Source organism: Bradyrhizobium sp. SZCCHNS30572 (assembly GCF_032484415.1).
In the GTDB taxonomy this organism is placed as follows: domain Bacteria; phylum Pseudomonadota; class Alphaproteobacteria; order Rhizobiales; family Xanthobacteraceae; genus Bradyrhizobium.
The window spans coordinates 202868-219587 of the sequence record NZ_JAUESY010000010.1; the positions used below are offsets into that span (position 1 = coordinate 202868).

Sequence of the window (16720 nt, forward strand, 5' to 3'; positions counted from 1 at the left end):
CATCTGTGTCAGCCGTGCCGTTTGGTTGCGGGCTGGGAACATAGGTCTGCTTACGGTAGAGACTTGACCTGCGAACGGTCTACGTTCACACGCGCCGGGCCAAACAGGGAAGATGCGTTCCGAGCACATGACGGCCAGCGCGACATCGACCGAAGGACAAGACACCGCGAGCACGTCGGGGTTTTGGGGGCTGACGCTAGGCAGCATCGGCGTGGTGTTCGGAGACATCGGCACCTCGCCCCTCTACGCCTTTCGCGAGGCCGCGCACGGCGCTGCTCAGGGGCACCCGGTGTCGCGGATCATCGTGCTCGGCGTGCTCTCGCTGATCCTCTGGTCGCTGTTCATCGTGGTGACAGCCAAATACGTCCTGCTGCTGCTCCGCGCCGACAATAACGGCGAGGGCGGAACGCTGTCGCTGATGGCGCTCGGACAGCGGGCTTTGGGTCGGCGCAGCCTGTTCCTGATGTCGCTGGGCGTGATCGGCGCTTCGATGTTCATCGGAGACTCGATGATCACGCCGGCGATCTCGGTGTTGTCGGCGGTCGAAGGCCTCAAGCTCGCCGCGCCTGCGCTCGAGCATTATGTCGTGCCGCTGACCGTGTTCATCCTGGTCGTGCTGTTCGCGGTCCAGAGCAAGGGGACGGCGCGCGTCGCCTCCGCCTTCGGCCCGGTCATGGTCACGTGGTTCACCGCCCTCGCCGTGATGGGACTGGTCCACATCCGCGACGACCCCTCGGTGCTCGCGGCCATCAATCCCTATTATGCGGTGCAGTTCCTGCTCTCGCACGGCACGATCGGCCTGGTCACCCTGGGCGCGGTGTTCCTCGCGGTCACCGGCGGCGAGGCGCTCTACGCAGATCTCGGTCATTTCGGCCGCAAGCCGATCCAGTCGGCCTGGCTGTTCTTCGTGCTTCCGGCGCTGCTGATCAACTATTTCGGGCAGGGCGCCCTGGTGCTGTCCGATCCCGCCGCGATCGAGAATTCGTTCTACCGGATGGTGCCTGAACTGTTGCTGCTGCCGCTGGTGGTGCTGGCCACCGCCGCGACTGTCATCGCGAGCCAGGCCGTGATCACGGGCGCCTATTCGCTGGTCAGCCAGGCGGTCCAGCTCGGCCTGCTGCCGCGTTTCGAGGTGCGCTATACGTCGGAGAGCCATGCCGGCCAGATCTATCTGCCGCGGGTCAACCGGCTGTTGCTGATCGGCGTGCTGCTGCTGGTCCTGCTGTTCCGGACCTCGAGCAATCTCGCCTCCGCCTACGGCATCGCAGTGTCCACCACCATGGTCGCCGACGGCATCATGGGCTTCGTGGTGATCTGGAAGCTGTGGAACTTGCGTGCGGCCGTGGCGGCTGCCGTGATCGCTCCCTTCGTCATCGTCGATATGACCTTCTTCAGCGCCAACCTGCTGAAGCTCCTCGAAGGAGCCTGGGTTCCGCTGCTGTTCGGTGCCGCGATGGTCGTGACGATCTGGACCTGGCGTCGTGGTTCGGCGATCTTGGTGCTCAAGACGCGCAAAATCGAGGTTCCGCTGGATGACCTGATCACCAGCCTGGAGAAGAGGCCTCCTCACATCGTCAAGGGCACGGCGGTGTTTCTCACGAGCGATCCGACCTCGGTGCCGACCGCATTGCTGCACAATCTCAAGCACAACAAGGTGCTGCACGAGCACAACGTGATCCTGACCATCGAGACCGCGCAGACGCCGCGGGTCGATGTCTCGGAGCGCGTGCGCATGGAGAAGATCAGCGAGAAGTTTTCCAAGGTGCGGCTGCGCTTCGGATTCATGGAATCCCCGAACGTGCCGCGCGCGCTCGCGGTGGCGCGCAAGCTCGGCTGGCAGTTCGACATCATGTCCACGTCGTTCTTCGTCTCGCGCCGCTCGTTGAAGCCATCGTCCCAGTCGGGCATGCCGACCTGGCAGGACCATCTCTTCATTGGTCTGAGCCGGTCGGCCAACGACGCCACGGACTATTTCCAGATTCCCACGGGCCGGGTCGTCGAGGTGGGTACCCAGGTAACGATTTGATCGGTTGGTCTTCCCTGATGTCTCATGTATGCCTAAATGCATGGCTGAGGCGCATTCCCGACAGGTCCGTCGCAACGCGCTGCCGCTATAAGCCGCGCGCTCTGCCGCGTTGTGCAGTGAAGCATTAACGAGTCCTCGAGGGGGCTACCCCATGACAGTCGACGTCGCAGCTACGCCCGCGGAAGCGCCGGCGACCAACGGGCATGGCAACGCCCATTCCACGGCGAGCTTCGCGGCGCTGACACTGGGAAGCATCGGTGTCGTCTATGGCGACATCGGCACCAGCCCGCTGTACGCGTTGCGCGAAGCGGTCATGGCTGCGAGCAGCAGCGGCGAACCTGCGCCTCACGCCGTGATGGGGGTGATCTCGCTCATCCTGTGGGCTCTCATCGTCGTCGTGACCCTCAAATACGTCGTGATCCTGCTGCGCGCCGACAACCACGGCGAGGGCGGAACGCTGGCGCTGATGGCGCTCGCCCAGCGCGCGGTCACGCGCGGCGCCAGCGTCATCGTTCTGCTCGGTATCGTCAGCGGCGCGCTGTTCTATGGCGACGCGGTGATCACGCCGGCCCTGTCCGTCCTGTCGGCGATCGAGGGCATCAAGCTGGTGACGGCGGCGTTCGATCCCTACGTCGTGCCGCTCACGGTCATCATCCTGGTCATGCTGTTCGCGGTCCAGGTGCGCGGCACGGCCAAGGTGGCGGCGTTCTTCGGCCCGATCATGCTGATCTGGTTCCTGGTGATCGGGATCGCGGCGTTGCCGCCGATCCTGCACCATCCGGAGGTGCTGTGGGCGATCAACCCGCTGCATGCCGTGACCTTCATGCTGCATCACGGGATCATCGGCTTCATCACGCTCGGCGCGGTGTTCCTGGCCGTCACCGGCGCCGAGGCGCTGTATGCCGACCTCGGCCATTTCGGCAAGCGGCCGATCCAGACCGCCTGGCTGTTCATCGTGCTGCCGTCGCTGGCGCTCAACTATCTGGGGCAGGGGGCGCTGGTGATCGCCGACGCGAAGGCGATCGAGAACCCGTTCTTCCTGATGTTCCCGGATTGGGCGCTGATCCCGATGGTCGCGCTCGCCACCATGGCGACCGTCATCGCGAGCCAGGCCGTCATCACCGGTGCCTATTCGCTGACCCGGCAGGCGATCCAGCTCGGCCTGCTGCCGCGCTTCGAGATCCGTCACACCTCCGAGGCGCATTCGGGCCAGATCTACATTCCGCGCATCAACAAGCTGCTGCTGATCTCGGTCATGCTGCTCGTGCTGATGTTCAAGTCGTCCAGCGCGCTGGCCTCGGCCTACGGCATCTCGGTCACCGGCACCATGGTCGTGACGGCCATGATGGGCTTCGTCGTGATCTGGAAGGTCTGGCGGTGGTCGCCGTTCGCGGCCGCCGCGCTGATTGCGCCGTTCCTGTTCCTGGACCTGACCTTCCTGGCGGCGAACCTCCTGAAGGTGTTCGAAGGCGGCTGGGTGCCGCTGGCGCTGGGCGGCTTCGTGATGACGCTGATGTACACGTGGCGGCGCGGCAGCCGGCTCTTGTTCGACAAGTCGCGCAAGCTCGAATTCCCGCTCGCCGATCTCGTGACCATGCTTGAGAAGCGTCCGCCGCAGCGGGTGGCCGGCACGGCCGTGTTCCTGACCAGCGATCCCTTGAGCGCGCCGACCGCGCTGATGCACAGCCTCAAGCACTACAAGGTGCTGCACGAAAAGAACGTGATCCTGACGATCGAGACCGCGCCGACGCCGCGCATCGAGCCGTCCGAACGCGTTCGCCTCGAGCAGATCAGTCCGACGTTTTCCAAGGTGACGTTGCGCTTCGGCTTCATGGAATCGCCCAACGTGCCGCGCGCCCTGGCGATCGCGCGCAAGCTCGGCTGGCAGTTCGACATCATGTCGACCTCGTTCTTCCTGTCGCGCCGTGCACTGAAGCCGGCTGCGCATTCAGGCATGCCGCGCTGGCAGGATCACCTGTTCATCTCGATGAGCCGCTCCGCCAACGATGCGACCGACTATTTCCAGATCCCGAGCGGGCGGGTGGTGGAGGTCGGCACCCAGGTCACGATCTGAGCTCGAGACCCATCCCGTCAGCGTGCCGAAGCGCTTGATTTTCGTAGCGTCTGGGGTGAGTTTGGCGGCCGGATCAGGGCCGATACGGCCCGGCTGAAGGCTTGGAGGATGGGCGTGGCTGTTGTGCACGATTTGACCCCGCAGGACGTGGCCCAGGGGATCGCGGAAGGGCGAATTCTTCTGGTTGACGTGCGCGAGCCGAATGAAGTTTCCGCGGAAGCCTATCCCGACGGCGTCGTCGTCCCGCTGTCGGGCTTCGACCCGAAGCTGATCCCGGCCCCCCAAGGCAAGGACGTCGTGTTCGCCTGCCGCTCCGGCAAGCGCTCGGTGACGGCATCGCTCGCCGCGCAGGCCGCCGGGCTGCCCTACGACAAGCATCTCCAGGGCGGTATGCTCGGCTGGAAGGCGGCCGGCCTGCCGACCAGGACCGGCGGCTGACAGGCGATCATGATCTCGCAGAACAAGGTCTTCGCCGACCTGCCCGTCACCATTTTCGAGCAGATGTCGCAGCTCGCGCGCGACAACGACGCCATCAATCTGGGGCAGGGCTTTCCCGACGATCCGGGTCCGGAGGATATCCGCCGCGCCGCAGCCGACGCGGTCCTCAACGGCTACAATCAGTATCCGTCGATGATGGGCCTGCCGGAGCTGCGCCAGGCCATCGCCGCGCACTACAAGCACTGGCACAAGCTCGATCTCGATCCGATGAGCGAGGTCATGGTCACCTCCGGCGGCACCGAAGCGCTGACGTCGGCGATCCTGTCGGTGGTCGAGCCGGGCGACGAGGTGATCTGCTTTCAGCCGGTCTATGATTCCTATCTGCCGATCATCCGCCAGGCCGGCGGCATTCCGCGCCTCGTCCGCCTCGAGCCGCCGCATTGGCGGCTCTCGGAGGAGATGCTGCGGCAGGCGTTCTCGCCAAAGACCAAGGCGGTGCTGTTCAACAACCCGCTCAACCCGGCCGCGGTGGTCTACCCGCGCGAGGACCTCGAGCTGTTGGCACGCTTCTGCCAGGAGTTCGACGCGGTCGCGATCTGCGACGAGGTGTGGGAGCACGTCGTGTTCGACGGCCGCGCGCACATTCCGCTGATCGCGATTCCCGGGATGCGCGACCGCACCATCAAGGTCGGCTCGGCAGGCAAGATCTTCTCGTTGACGGGCTGGAAGATCGGCTTCGTCTGCGCCGCGCCGCATCTGTTGCGCGTGGCCGCCAAGGTGCATCAATTCCTGACCTTCACGACCGCGCCGAACCTGCAGGTCGCGGTCGCCTACGGCCTCGGCAAGTCGGACGACTATTTCGTCAACATGCGCAGCGAGCTTGCGCGCAGCCGCGACCGGCTCACGGCCGGTCTCGAAAGCCTGGGCTTTCCCGTGCTGAAGGCGCAGGGAACCTACTTCCTGACCGTCGACCTTTCGCCGCTCGGCCTCAACGAGACCGACGAGCAGTTCTGCCGCCGTATCGTCCACGACTACAAGGTGGCCGCCATCCCGGTGTCGGCGTTCTACGAGACGGATGCCGTGACCTCCGTGGTGCGGTTCTGCTTTGCCAAGAAGGACGCAACCCTGGATACGGCGCTGGAGCGCCTGTCGGACGCCATCCACCGGCGCTAGGAGACAAGTGATGACGCGCGGCTGCATGGGTTCGGCTCTGGCGCTGGCCGTCGCGGCGTTGACGCTTTCCGTACCGGCGGGGCGCGCCGAGGAGCGCGTCGTCAACTTCTACAACTGGTCGAACTACATGGCGCCCGGTGTCCTTGACGACTTCACCAAGGAGACCGGCATCAAGGTGGTCTACGACACGTTCGACGCCAACGAGACCCTGGAGACGCGGCTGCTCGCCGGCAAATCCGGCTACGACGTCGTGGTGCCGACCGCGTACTTCCTACAGCGCCAGATCAAGGCAAAAATCTTCCAGCCGCTCGACAAGTCGAAGCTGCCGAATCTCGCCAATGCCTGGCCTGTCGTGACCGAGCGTCTCGCCACCTACGATCCCGGCAATCAGTTCGCCGTCAACTACATGTGGGGCACGACCGGGATCGGCTACAACGTCAAGGCGGTCGAGAAGATCCTGGGTCCCGGCGCGCGGATCGACAGCTGGGACATGGTGTTCAAGCCGGAGAACCTCGCCAAGTTCAAGGATTGCGGAGTCCACATGCTGGATTCCGCCGACGACATCTTTCCGGCGGCGCTGAACTATCTCGGCATCGACCCGAACTCGACCAGGCAGGCCGACCTGGAGAAGGCGGCCGAGGCGGTCGGCAAGGTCGCGCCATCGGTGCGCAAGTTTCATTCGTCGGAATATCTGAGCGCGCTCGCCACCGGCGAGATCTGCCTCGTCGTCGGTTGGTCCGGCGATATCATGCAGGCGAGGAGCCGTGCCGAGGAAGCGAAGAACGGCGCCGAGATCGGCTATGCGATCCCGAAAGAGGGGGCGCAGATGTTCTTCGACAATTTTGCGATTCCCGCCGACGCCCCGCACGTGGCTGAGGCGTATGCGCTGATCAACTACCTCTACCGCCCGGAGGTCGCCGCCAAGAACTCGGACTTCCTGTCCTATGCCAACGGCAACCTGGCCAGCCAGAAGCTGATCGACCCGAAGGTCCTTGGCGACAAGAACATCTATCCGGACGACGCGACCTTGAAGAAGCTGTTCGTCATCACCGCACGTGAGCCGGCGACGCAGCGGATCATCAACCGGCTCTGGACCAAGGTGAAGACGGGCAGGTGATGACTCCCGTCATTCCGGGATGGTGCGCAAGCACCAGACCCGGAATCTCGAGATTCCGGGTTCGATGCTGCGCATCGCCCCGGAATGACGAGACTTGATCGCTTGATTTGATCTGACAAATCGGTTGAGATCGATCACGTCATCCGGTGCATCGCGCAGAGCTTGTTGCCGTCGAGGTCGCGCAGGTAGGCGAGATACAGCTTGCCGGCCGAACCTTCACGAACACCGGGCGGGTTTTCGCAGGTGGTGCCGCCGGCTTCGAGCCCCGCCGCATGCCAGGCGTCGGCCTGTTCGGGCGAGCTGCAGGCGAAGCCGATGGTGCCGCCATTGGCAGGGGTCGCGGGCTGGCCGTTGATCGGCTTCGACACCGAGAAGATGCCGGTCGGTGTGATGTAGAAAATGCGGTGGCCGTCGACCCTGGCGGGGCGCACGCCCAGCGTCCCCAGCAGCTTGTCGTAGAAGGCCTTGGCCTTGTCGAGGTCGTTGGTGCCGATCATCACGTGCGAAAACATTCGCGCTTGTCCTCCCTGGAGCTTCCGAACAGCCGTCGGATACGCGGCCAAGGTAGCGAGCGGCGATGGAAGAGGTAAGAGTTTTCTTCGAATGGCCCGTCAGCGGTAGAAGATGCTGCAGTCCCACTTCCTCGTGGTGGAATTTGCCCGGGCGCCGACTACCGCCAGCGCCGGTGCAGCCAGAGCCATTGCTCGGGATATTCGCGGACCCAACTCTCGACGACGTCGGTGACCGCCTGCGTCGTGCCCTGGATGTCGATCTGACCGTCGGCCGTCCGGACCGGCGTCACTTCCTCCGATACTTCGGCGCGGAAGCGATTGCCGGGAAGGCGGATGATGCGGACGCCGTGCACGGGGCATTCGACCTGGCGTAACAGACGGGCCAGCATCGGATTGGCGCGGGTCTTGCGGCCGAAGAAGGTGACCTCCACGCCGCCGGTCAGGTACTGATCGACCAGCATCGCGACGTGCTGGCCGTTCTTGAGCGCCTGTGCCAGCCGCAGCGGCGCATCGCGGCCGGCCGGGACGAGTGTGCCCATCTTGACCTGCCGTATCTCCTGGATGATGCGGTCGGCGGCGGCGATGTTGGGTCGACGATAAAGGATCGCCGTATCGAGCTTATGGGCGACCGCCGCCAGCGCCGGCATCTCCCAATTGGCGAGATGGCTGGCAAAGATCAGGGCTGGCTTGCCGTCGAGACGGAGCTGATGAAACAGCTCATGGGTGCGCGGCGACAGCTCGATCCGGCTGCGCTCGGGATGCGCCTCGTCGTAATCCCAGATCTTGTCGAGATGGGCGAACTCGGCGCCGACGCGGCCGAGATTGTCCCACACGCCGGCGAGGATTCTCTCGATCTCCTCGGGCGATTTCTCCGGGAAGGCCGCGGTGAGATTGTCGCGACCAATGCGCTGCTCGCGCAGGCGTGGCCCGATCATCTGCGCAATGCGCGCGAAGCGGTCGGCCGTCTTCTGCGGGTCGAAATAGCGCGTGGTCCTGAGCATGCCGACCGTCAGCGCGCCGACGGCGGAAGCCCCGGCCGACTTCACGGCTCGGCGGATCACGAGCTTGGTCCGGAGGGGCAGGAGACTCATCGATGGCAGCGGCGGATCAGGCCGGTTCGCGCGTCAGGATCAGCGAGGCGTTCTGGCCGCCGAAGCCGAACGAATTCGACATCACGGTGGTGACGCGCGCATCGCGGGCCTTGTTGCCGACGACGTCGAACAGGATCGCGGGATCCGGAATGTCGTAGTTGATGGTCGGCGGAATGCGCTGATGCTCGAGCGTCTGCAGCGAGAAGATCGCCTCGACCGCGCCGGCTGCCGAGATCGTGTGGCCGACCATCGACTTGTTCGACGACACTGGAATCTTGCTGGTGTGCTCGCCGAACACGGCGGAGACGCCGACATATTCCATCTTGTCGTTCTCGGGCGTGGCGGTGCCGTGGGCATTGATATGGTCGATCTGCTCAGGGGCCATGCCGGCATCGGCGAGCGCCTTGCGGATGCAGCCGATGATCGGCTTGCCGTCCGGCGAGGAACGGGTGCGGTGGAAGGAGTCGGTCAGCTCGCCGCAGCCAGCGACGACGCCGAGGATCTTGGCGCCGCGCGCCACGGCCGCGTGGTAGCTTTCCAGCACCAGCGCGCCGGCGCCCTCGGCCATCACGAAGCCATCGCGGTTCTTGGAAAACGGCTTGGAGGCGGCCTGCGGCGGGTCGTTCTGGGTCGACAGCGCCGACAGCAGCGAGAAGCGCACGAGCCCTTCCGGATTGACCGAGCCTTCGGTGGCGGCGCATAGCGCGACGTCAGTCTCACCGCGTCGGATGGCTTCGACGCCGAGCTGGATCGCGGTCGCGCCGGAGGCGCAGGCGGTCGACAGCGAGATCGGCGAGCCCTTGGTGCCGAAGGTGTCGGACAGCGAATCGGCGACCGAGCCGAACAGGAAGCGGTGGTGATAGTTGACGAACTTGCCGCCGCCGCAGACCTTCAGCAGGTCGTCATAGGTGAACTGAGTGCCGCCAACCTCATGCGCGAGCTCCAGACGCTGGGGCCACTCGATCTCGACGGGCGCCACGGCGAGAAACAGCGGGCCCGGAAAATCGCCCTTGCTGCCGATTCCAGCCTGCGCGATGGCTTCCTCGACAGCCATGTGACCGAGCCGCTCGGACAGTCCCGTCGACGTGAACGGCGCCACGGGGACGAAATCGACCGTGCCGGCCATGGTCGTCTTCAAGCCGTCGATCGGAAACCGCGTGATGGTGCGGATTCCGGACTCGCCGGCCACGAGCTTGTTCCAGTTATCGGACTTGCCGGCCCCAAGGGAGGTGACGATGCCCATCCCGGTCACGACCACGATGGGGCGTCCAAACTTGTCGCGTACACTCATGATGTCCCCCGTCGTGTCTTCTTAAGGCCGTGCCGCGTTCACTTGACTGCTTCGACCAAGGCCATGCCTTCGCCGCGGTAGTGGCCGGCGCCGACCACCACGATCTGGGCCGGAGCATCCTTCATGTCGGTCTCCACGCCCGAGGCGTCACCCGGCGCGAACAGGGCGCCGCGCGAGATCGAGAGCGCAGCGAGCGCGAGACCGAGCGCGAACTGTGCCTCCATCGAATGGCCGAAGCGGGTCCCGCTCGAGCGCACCGCGAACGCCTTGTGATGGTCGAGGAATGCGCGCTCCTCCGACGTCACCGGCTCGGCGCCGGTCGCGCCGGTGATGATGGCGCCGGGGGCCTCGTGGACGTCGAGCGCCGACCACAGACGGTCCAGCGTTCCCGTCACCGCGCCTGCCTCCTTGCGGCGGGCGCGGTCGGCGACGACCTTGCTGAGCCGGGCCAGCGGCTTGGCGCCGCGGGCCTCGGCATGCGGCCTGGATTCCAGCACCAGGAACGCGCCGGCCGATCCGAGCGCGAAGCCCGGATGGTCCTTGCGGGACCAGACCGGCTTGAATTCGTTCTTCAGATTGTAGTCGCCGAACTCGTACAGCACGAGCAGATCCTTGCGCTCGCCATTGTGCGAGCCGCCGACCAGCGCGATGTCGCTCTGGCCGCCGGCGATGCGGGCCAAAGCGATCTTGAACGCGTCGACGCCCGCAACCTCCTCGCCCATGAAGGTGCGCGAGGTGCCGCAGACGCCGTGCGAGATCGCGATGTTGCCGGCGAGCAGGTTGGACAACTGCGCCAGGAACAGGGTCGGGCGCAGGTCGCTCATCAGCCGATCGTTCAGGAAGCCGGGCGTGCAATTGCCCTGGGCTTCCGCGTTGAGGATCGCGGTGTCGACGGAGATGTCGCGCTCACCGCCGCCCGCGGCGACGATCATGTCCATCCGCGACAGGATGTCCTTGTTGCCCTTGAGGCCGGCGGAATCCAGCGCAAGCCCGGCGGCATAGGTGCCGATGCGCTGCCACGCCTCCATCTGGCGCTGCTCCTTCTTCGGGATCTGCGCTTCCAGATTCACCTTGGCCCAGGGATGCACGATGTAGGGCGCGAAACCCTGCTCATCGACGTTGATCCGGCCGGAGTTGAGGGCGTCCCAGTTCGCATCGAGTCCCTCGCCAAGCGAGGTCGCAAGACCGATACCGGTGATCCAGACTTCGACGGGTTCGGAGGTCACGGCTGTCGTCTCACTCATCGCTGCAGGACCTGTTGCGGAAAGCCGACGCGCTCGGCGACGGCGTCCATGTGCCCGCGCAGCTCCGGATTGGGGAAGGGGACGTGACTGAAAGTGATGGTCGCATTCGAACGCAGTTTGCCACCGACCTTCACGCGCGCTTCGGTCATGGCGTAACCGGAGCCCTCGTGCAGCACGTTGGCCTCGACGGTCAGCACCTCGCCCGGCGACACGAAGCCGCGCATCTTGGCCTCCTTGACTGCGGCAAGGAACGGCATCCGCTCGAACTTCATCAGCGCGAGCAGCAGCCAGCCCGATGTCTGCGCCATCGATTCGATCAGGAGAACGCCGGGCATGATCGGATAGCCCGGGAAATGTCCTTCGAAGATCGTGCTTTCGGTGGGGACCTTGGCTTCGACGGTGATGGTCTTCTCGTCCAGCCGAAGATCGAGAATGCGGTCGATGAGCAGGAAGTATTCGATCTGCATGGCGGGCGCTCACGCGCCCTTGGCGGCGACCAGCTCGTCGATGCGGGCGCACAGGTTCTTCAGCACGAAATACTGCTCGGTGCTGGCTTTGCCGTCGTTGACTTCCTGCGTCCACTTCTCGAGCGGCAGCTTGATCCCGAAGGCCTTGTCGATCGCAAATGCGATGTCGAGGAAATCGAGGCTGTCGATGCCCAGATCGTCGATGGCATGGCTATCCGGCGTGATCGTGTCGCGCGGGATGTCGCAGGTTTCAGCGATGATCGTGGCGACCTGATCGAATGTTGAGGACATCACTAAGCCTTTGATATTTTGGAGCTAATCCGGTAGGTGGCGACGGGAGGACACCGCGCCCCCGGGGCCGTCTGATGCGAGCCCTTCTACCCCCGTCGCCCGGGAGTCGTGTGCCCGTATATCGGAGCGACGCGGTGAGTTCAATGGAGCCGGACACGGCGGTTGTGGCGGGATTGTGATGCCCCGTCGGCCGCGGCAGCCGCGTCCAGCAGGGGGATCAGGGCGTGTAGGTCTCGGTGATGATGCGGGCGCAGTCGCGCCGTCCGGTCAGCAGGCAGTCCTGGGTCTTGCGCAGGTCGGCAATGCTCATCGCCAGCCAGATGCCGATCGCGGTCAACGCGACCGTGAAGGCGATGGCGGCGATGTTGGCCAGGATGCGGTGACGGAAGTCATCGGGCTCCTCGCGGGGCTGCTCATACCGGGAGAGATCGAGTGTCGGCCGCTCGCCCCGATGCAGCTGAATCGGCGGACTGCCGCCCTCGGTGACGCGCCGCACCGGACTGCTGCGCGGCCGGAACGGCACCACGCGATGCTCTTCCTCCGCTGCAATGGGGCGCTGGGACTTCATGCCTCGACTCCGATGGTCCTTTCTAGCACGCGGGCCCGACCTCTCACAAAGAAACTTTGCCATAATTGAGCTGCATCAGCAAAGCATCTCGCTCCTCGGATGCATCCAATCGGCGCCCGCTCCGCGGGTGATTGGAACCTGCCGCGGCCCGGTCCGAACGGCGTCGCAGCTACGGGCAGATGCGCTGGAACGGCTCGGCAGGCGTGGCATAATGCTGATCATCCCCCGGAGCCCAGCCATGGCCAATACCCGCGAGCCGCTGCTTCATCCCGTGCCGATCCTGTCCCTGCGCCCGACGCAGATGACCGTGGGCATGCGCGAGGTGAAGGAGAAACGCGAGCGCTGGCGCGAGCACAAGTCGAAGAGGAAGCAGGCCGAGCTGCTCGGCAAGCACATGATCCCGGTGGTGCTTGGTCCCGATGAGCGGCACTACGTCGTCGACCACCATCACCTCGCCCGCGCGCTCCATGACGAGGGCGTCAAGGACGTGCTGGTCACGGTGATCGGCGACCTCTCGATGGTTGATCGCGAGGCGTTCTGGGGCGTGATGGACAACAAGCGCTGGGTCTATCCTTACGACGCCAAGGGCGAGCGGCGGCATTTCAAGGACCTGCCGAAGTCCGTCGCGAATCTGAAGGACGATCCGTTCCGCAGCCTGGCCGGCGAGCTGCGCCGCGCCGGCGGCTTTGCCAAGGACACGACGCCGTTCAGCGAGTTCCTATGGGCCGACTTCCTGCGCCGCAAGGTCAAGCGCAAGACGGTCGAGACTCATTTCGCCGCTGCCATGGAGCACGCGCTGGCGGCCGCAAAGAGCCACGACGCGGTGTATCTGCCCGGCTGGTGCGGGCCGGCGTCGGACGACTGATCGTCTCACTTGGTCTTCGGCAGCCGCCCCATCAGGTAGAACTCGTCGTTGGGCCGCATGCCCGTGACATTCGCGATCCGGTTCGACAGCGCGAAGAACGCCGCGATCGCGGCGATGTCCCAGATGTCGTCGTCGCCGAAGCCGTGGCCGGCCAGCGCCTTGAAATCGGCATCCCCGACCGTTTGCGCCTCGAGCGCCACCTTCATCGCGAAATCGAGCATCGCCCGCTGCCGTGGCGTGATGTCGGCCTTGCGGTAGTTGATCGCGATCTGGTCGGCGATCAGGGGATTCTTGGCGCGGATGCGCAGGATCGCGCCGTGCGCGATCACGCAATATTGGCACTGGTTGGCGCTCGAGGTCGCGACCACGATCATCTCGCGCTCGGCCTTGGTCAGCCCGCCGTCCTTCTCCATCAGCGCGTCGTGATACGCAAAGAACGCGCGGAACTCGTCCGGCCGGTGCGCAAGTGTCAGGAACACGTTGGGCACGAAGCCGCTCTTCTCCTGCACGCCGAGCAGCCGGCTGCGGATGTCGTCCGGCAGCGCATCGATTGCGGGGACGGGGAAGCGGCTGATGGCGGGCTGGGTCATGGCAACGGGTCCGGCATGCGTGGCAGGGGGCGAACCTTAGTCGATCGCGGCGCAGGCGCAACGGTCCAGCTCGGTCCATCACCCGCCAGTGGCGGAGTGCGCGCAACGCCTCCTCGGCAGCCGTCGTCGATCGGGATTAGAGAGGGGCCGCCGCCGGCTTTAGCGCAGCGGCTTCTTCAGCAGGGAGAAGCGGTCCGGGTCGAGACCCATCGACGGCTGCAGCATTGGCGCGTCCAGCGAGGCGGACAGGCTGCCGCGGTCTCCGAGGTTGCCGGCGCCGCTGTCGCCGCTCGACGCGTCCCGGCTCGAGGTCGCTCCGCGCCAGCGCTCCAGCACGGCACTGACGAAATGCATGTCGTGTCCGGCATTGACCGAGCGGACGGTGGCGATCGTCGCCTCGCTGCGCGGCAATTGATGCAGCGGCACCTCCTTGAAGCGCAGCCGGGTCGGCAGCGCGACGCCTTCGCCGAACGCCAGCACCTCGCGGGTGCCGAGCGAGGGAACGAAGGAGAGCAGGTTGGCGGCGGCATCCGACACCGCCGAACGCAGCAGCGACTGGTCGCGCTCGTTGGCGAGCCGCATCGTGAACAGCGTGTTGCACTGGGAGATGATGGTGGCGTCGAGCTCGGCCGGCCGCTGGGTGATCAGGCCGAGATAGACGCCGTATTTCCGGCCTTCCTTGGCGATGCGCGAGATCGCCTTGCGGGTCGGGCCGAAGCCGATCGAGCGGTCGGCCGAGGCGTAACGGTGCGCTTCCTCGCAGACGAACAGCAGCGGCGAGACGCCGTCGCTCCACAGGCCGAAATCGAACGCCATGCGGCACACGACCGAGACCACGGAATCGACCACCTCGGCCGGGAAGCCGGCGAGCTGCATGACCGTCATCGGCCGGCCGTTGGCCGGCAGGCGGAACAGGTGGCTGATGACCTCGGCCATGGTGTCGCCGCCGACATTGGCGTTGTCGAACATGAAGGCGTAGCGCGGGTCGTTGCGTACCGTCTCGATCCGCGAGATCAGCTTGTGATAGATGATGCGCGAGGAGCGGTTCTCGAGCTTGCCCATGCGCTCGTCGATCAGGTTGATCAGGTCGACGAGGCGGTAGGGCACCGGCGTATCGACGGTGTAGCCGACGGTCTTCGGGTCGATGCGCTTGAGCCCGATGCGGTCCGTGTTCTGGTATTGGGTGTAGATGCCCTTCGCCAGCGGGATCACTTCGGCCAGGATGTCGAGCTCTTCCGGCACGCCCGGTCGGCCGCCGAACAGGACGTCGACGATCTCCTCGAAATTGAACAGCCAAAACGGCAGCTTCAGGTTGCGCGGGTTCAGCACCAGCGCCTTTTCACCAAAGCAGCGGCCATATTCGTTGTGGACGTCGAGCAGGAAGATGCGCAGGTTCGGCCGCGCCTTCAGGATCTCGTTGAGCAGCAACGACACGCCGGTCGATTTGCCGACGCCGGTCGAACCGAGCACGGCGAAGTGCTTCGATAGCATTTCCTCGACATTGACACAGGCGCGCACGGAGGTGTCCTGCTGCAGCGCGCCGATGTCGATGTGGTCACCGGCGGTCGGCGTGTAGATCGTGCGGAGCTCCTCGCTCGTGATCATGTCGACGGCGTCGCCGATGGTCGGGTAGTGGGTGACGCCGCGCTGGAACTTGGGCCGCTCGGCCGGTCCGAGAATCTCGCCGAGCAGGTCTACCGAAGCCGTCGCGACGTATTCGTTGGCACGCGAGAGGTCCTCGCTGGTCACCTCGGTGATGATCGCAATGATCGTGGCGCTCGGGCAGCGAATGCTGATGAAACGGCCGACTGTCGCGCGGATATCGGAGACGTTCATCTGCTGTGTCGACAGAATGCCGACGCGGGCCTGGGAGCCCCGCACCGAGATCACGCGTCCGAAGGATGTCACGGTCATGAAACCTGTGGTGAATTGTTGAATTGACACCTTCTCTGCTGGGACTGGAAAATTTGTTAAGCGGGCAACGTTTGTGACTGCGCCGCCCGCCCAGCCCGGTGGTCGGAGGGTCGCGCGGGGCGTTGCGATCGCACCTCCTCAATGGGACCTAAGGCCTTGCACTGTAAGGATTTCTCCATCCTTTCCTCAAGCGTCGCGCGAACCGTTCGGGTTAACGTCCGGTTCACCATCTCCAAGGCTCTTCCTGAACGGCTCTTCGGCTGTGGAGGCCCCGGCGCCGAAAGAAACCTGGAGGGGCTGCCGCGCCGATCCGAACCTCCAGCCGCTCAGCGATTTGATCGCAATCAATCTGGAACCCGGGCGTGCCGGCTATATTTTTCCCGTCAAGCGCGAGGGAGCGGATGCCGGCCGATCAACGAAATCGGTCGCGCCCATGCCGTTGCGGACCCGATCCTCGCGTGAAGCAGGAGGATGATGTTATGGCTGAACCTACCAAGCTGCCCGTCAACACCGAGAAGGCAGGTGCGCCATCCATGCAGGGGTGGCGGCCGTTCGAGAACCTGCGCCGCGAGATCGATCGCGTGTTCGAGGACTTCCATGGCGGGATCTGGCGCACGCCGTCGCTGTTCGACCAACTGCCGGGCCTGGCCCGCGCACGGTCCTTTGCCGTGGCGCCGGCGGTCGACGTCGCCGAGCACGACAATGCCTACGAGGTCACCGCTGAGCTGCCCGGCCTCGACGAGAAGAACGTCGAGGTGAAGGTTGCGAGCGGCGTGCTCTCGATCAAGGGCGAGAAGCAGGAGGACAAGGAGGAGAAGAAGAAGGACTATTACGTCCGTGAGCGCAGCTTCGGCTCGTTCGAACGCTCCTTCCAGATCCCCGACGGCGTCGACACCGACAAGATCGAGGCTGTGTTCAAGCAGGGCGTGCTCAAGGTCACCCTGCCGAAGAAGCCCGAGGTACAGAAGGCCGCCAAGACCATCGACATCAAGGCGGCGTGACCGCATCTCGTGGCTGTCCGTCCCATGATCATGGGACAGACGATGGATCGGACACCAA

At 65.0% G+C, this 16720-nt stretch carries 16 protein-coding genes; 7 read left to right on the top strand and 9 right to left on the bottom strand.

Annotation, left to right across the window (positions count from 1 at the left end; translation table 11 throughout):
- Positions 1 to 127: 127 nt before the first annotated feature.
- The 5 genes from QX048_RS28065 to QX048_RS28085 all read left to right on the top strand — a co-directional run bounded on the left by QX048_RS28065 (position 128) and on the right by QX048_RS28085 (position 6828).
- The gene (locus tag QX048_RS28065) at positions 128 to 2026 is read left to right on the top strand and encodes a potassium transporter Kup (RefSeq protein WP_315827469.1); all 1899 of its coding nucleotides are present in this window, start codon (positions 128 to 130) and stop codon (positions 2024 to 2026) included.
- Between the two features lie 151 nt (positions 2027 to 2177).
- Positions 2178 to 4100, top strand: coding sequence for a potassium transporter Kup (locus tag QX048_RS28070; protein WP_315749695.1), 1923 nt, complete (start codon positions 2178 to 2180; stop codon positions 4098 to 4100).
- Between the two features lie 108 nt (positions 4101 to 4208).
- Positions 4209 to 4538 carry a rhodanese-like domain-containing protein gene (locus tag QX048_RS28075; RefSeq protein WP_315827372.1) on the top strand — a complete coding sequence of 110 codons (330 nt, stop codon included), beginning with the start codon at positions 4209 to 4211 and terminating at the stop codon, positions 4536 to 4538.
- A 9-nt stretch (positions 4539 to 4547) separates the two neighbouring features.
- Complete coding sequence (locus QX048_RS28080) at positions 4548 to 5711, top strand: aminotransferase (protein WP_315714495.1); 1164 nt, start codon at positions 4548 to 4550, stop codon at positions 5709 to 5711.
- Positions 5712 to 5721: 10 nt separating this feature from the next.
- A complete protein-coding gene (locus tag QX048_RS28085; RefSeq protein ID WP_315827373.1) occupies positions 5722 to 6828 on the top strand; it encodes a polyamine ABC transporter substrate-binding protein in 1107 nt (368 codons plus the stop codon).
- A 134-nt stretch (positions 6829 to 6962) separates the two neighbouring features.
- On the opposite strand, the gene QX048_RS28090 is transcribed toward QX048_RS28085, so the two are convergent.
- The 7 genes from QX048_RS28090 to QX048_RS28120 form a co-directional block, all read right to left on the bottom strand.
- Positions 6963 to 7340 (bottom strand): VOC family protein, encoded by a 378-nt coding sequence (locus QX048_RS28090; RefSeq protein ID WP_315714493.1) that lies wholly within the window; start codon positions 7338 to 7340, stop codon positions 6963 to 6965.
- Between the two features lie 158 nt (positions 7341 to 7498).
- The gene (locus QX048_RS28095) at positions 7499 to 8431 is read right to left on the bottom strand and encodes a lipid A biosynthesis lauroyl acyltransferase (RefSeq protein ID WP_315827374.1); all 933 of its coding nucleotides are present in this window, start codon (positions 8429 to 8431) and stop codon (positions 7499 to 7501) included.
- 16 nt (positions 8432 to 8447) lie between these two features.
- Positions 8448 to 9722 (bottom strand): beta-ketoacyl-ACP synthase, encoded by a 1275-nt coding sequence (locus QX048_RS28100; protein WP_409999260.1) that lies wholly within the window; start codon positions 9720 to 9722, stop codon positions 8448 to 8450.
- A 38-nt stretch (positions 9723 to 9760) separates the two neighbouring features.
- Complete coding sequence (locus QX048_RS28105; protein ID WP_315749698.1) at positions 9761 to 10966, bottom strand: beta-ketoacyl-ACP synthase; 1206 nt, start codon at positions 10964 to 10966, stop codon at positions 9761 to 9763.
- Positions 10963 to 11433, bottom strand: a complete 471-nt coding sequence (locus tag QX048_RS28110; RefSeq protein ID WP_315714490.1) for a 3-hydroxyacyl-ACP dehydratase FabZ family protein — start codon at positions 11431 to 11433, stop codon at positions 10963 to 10965. Before QX048_RS28110 ends, QX048_RS28105 begins: the two co-directional genes overlap by 4 nt.
- A 9-nt stretch (positions 11434 to 11442) precedes the next feature.
- Positions 11443 to 11724, bottom strand: a complete 282-nt coding sequence (locus QX048_RS28115; protein ID WP_006609130.1) for an acyl carrier protein — start codon at positions 11722 to 11724, stop codon at positions 11443 to 11445.
- Between the two features lie 217 nt (positions 11725 to 11941).
- Entirely contained in the window at positions 11942 to 12292 is a 351-nt protein-coding gene (locus QX048_RS28120; protein WP_315714489.1) for a hypothetical protein, read from the bottom strand.
- A gap of 238 nt (positions 12293 to 12530) precedes the next feature.
- On the opposite strand from QX048_RS28120, the gene QX048_RS28125 reads away from it, so the two are divergent.
- Positions 12531 to 13157 (top strand): ParB-like protein, encoded by a 627-nt coding sequence (locus tag QX048_RS28125; protein ID WP_316200787.1) that lies wholly within the window; start codon positions 12531 to 12533, stop codon positions 13155 to 13157.
- 5 nt (positions 13158 to 13162) lie between these two features.
- On the opposite strand, the gene QX048_RS28130 is transcribed toward QX048_RS28125, so the two are convergent.
- Together QX048_RS28130 and QX048_RS28135 are read right to left on the bottom strand one after the other, a co-directional pair.
- Positions 13163 to 13747, bottom strand: coding sequence for a peroxidase-related enzyme (locus tag QX048_RS28130; RefSeq protein ID WP_316173957.1), 585 nt, complete (start codon positions 13745 to 13747; stop codon positions 13163 to 13165).
- Between the two features lie 159 nt (positions 13748 to 13906).
- Positions 13907 to 15661: an ATP-binding protein gene (locus QX048_RS28135; RefSeq protein ID WP_315827377.1), complete on the bottom strand. Its 1755-nt coding sequence runs from the start codon at positions 15659 to 15661 to the stop codon at positions 13907 to 13909.
- Positions 15662 to 16140: 479 nt separating this feature from the next.
- Here QX048_RS28135 and QX048_RS28140 point away from each other — a divergent pair, with 479 nt between their 5' ends.
- A complete protein-coding gene (locus QX048_RS28140; RefSeq protein ID WP_315714485.1) occupies positions 16141 to 16662 on the top strand; it encodes an Hsp20/alpha crystallin family protein in 522 nt (173 codons plus the stop codon).
- The last annotated feature ends 58 nt before the right edge of the window (positions 16663 to 16720 follow it).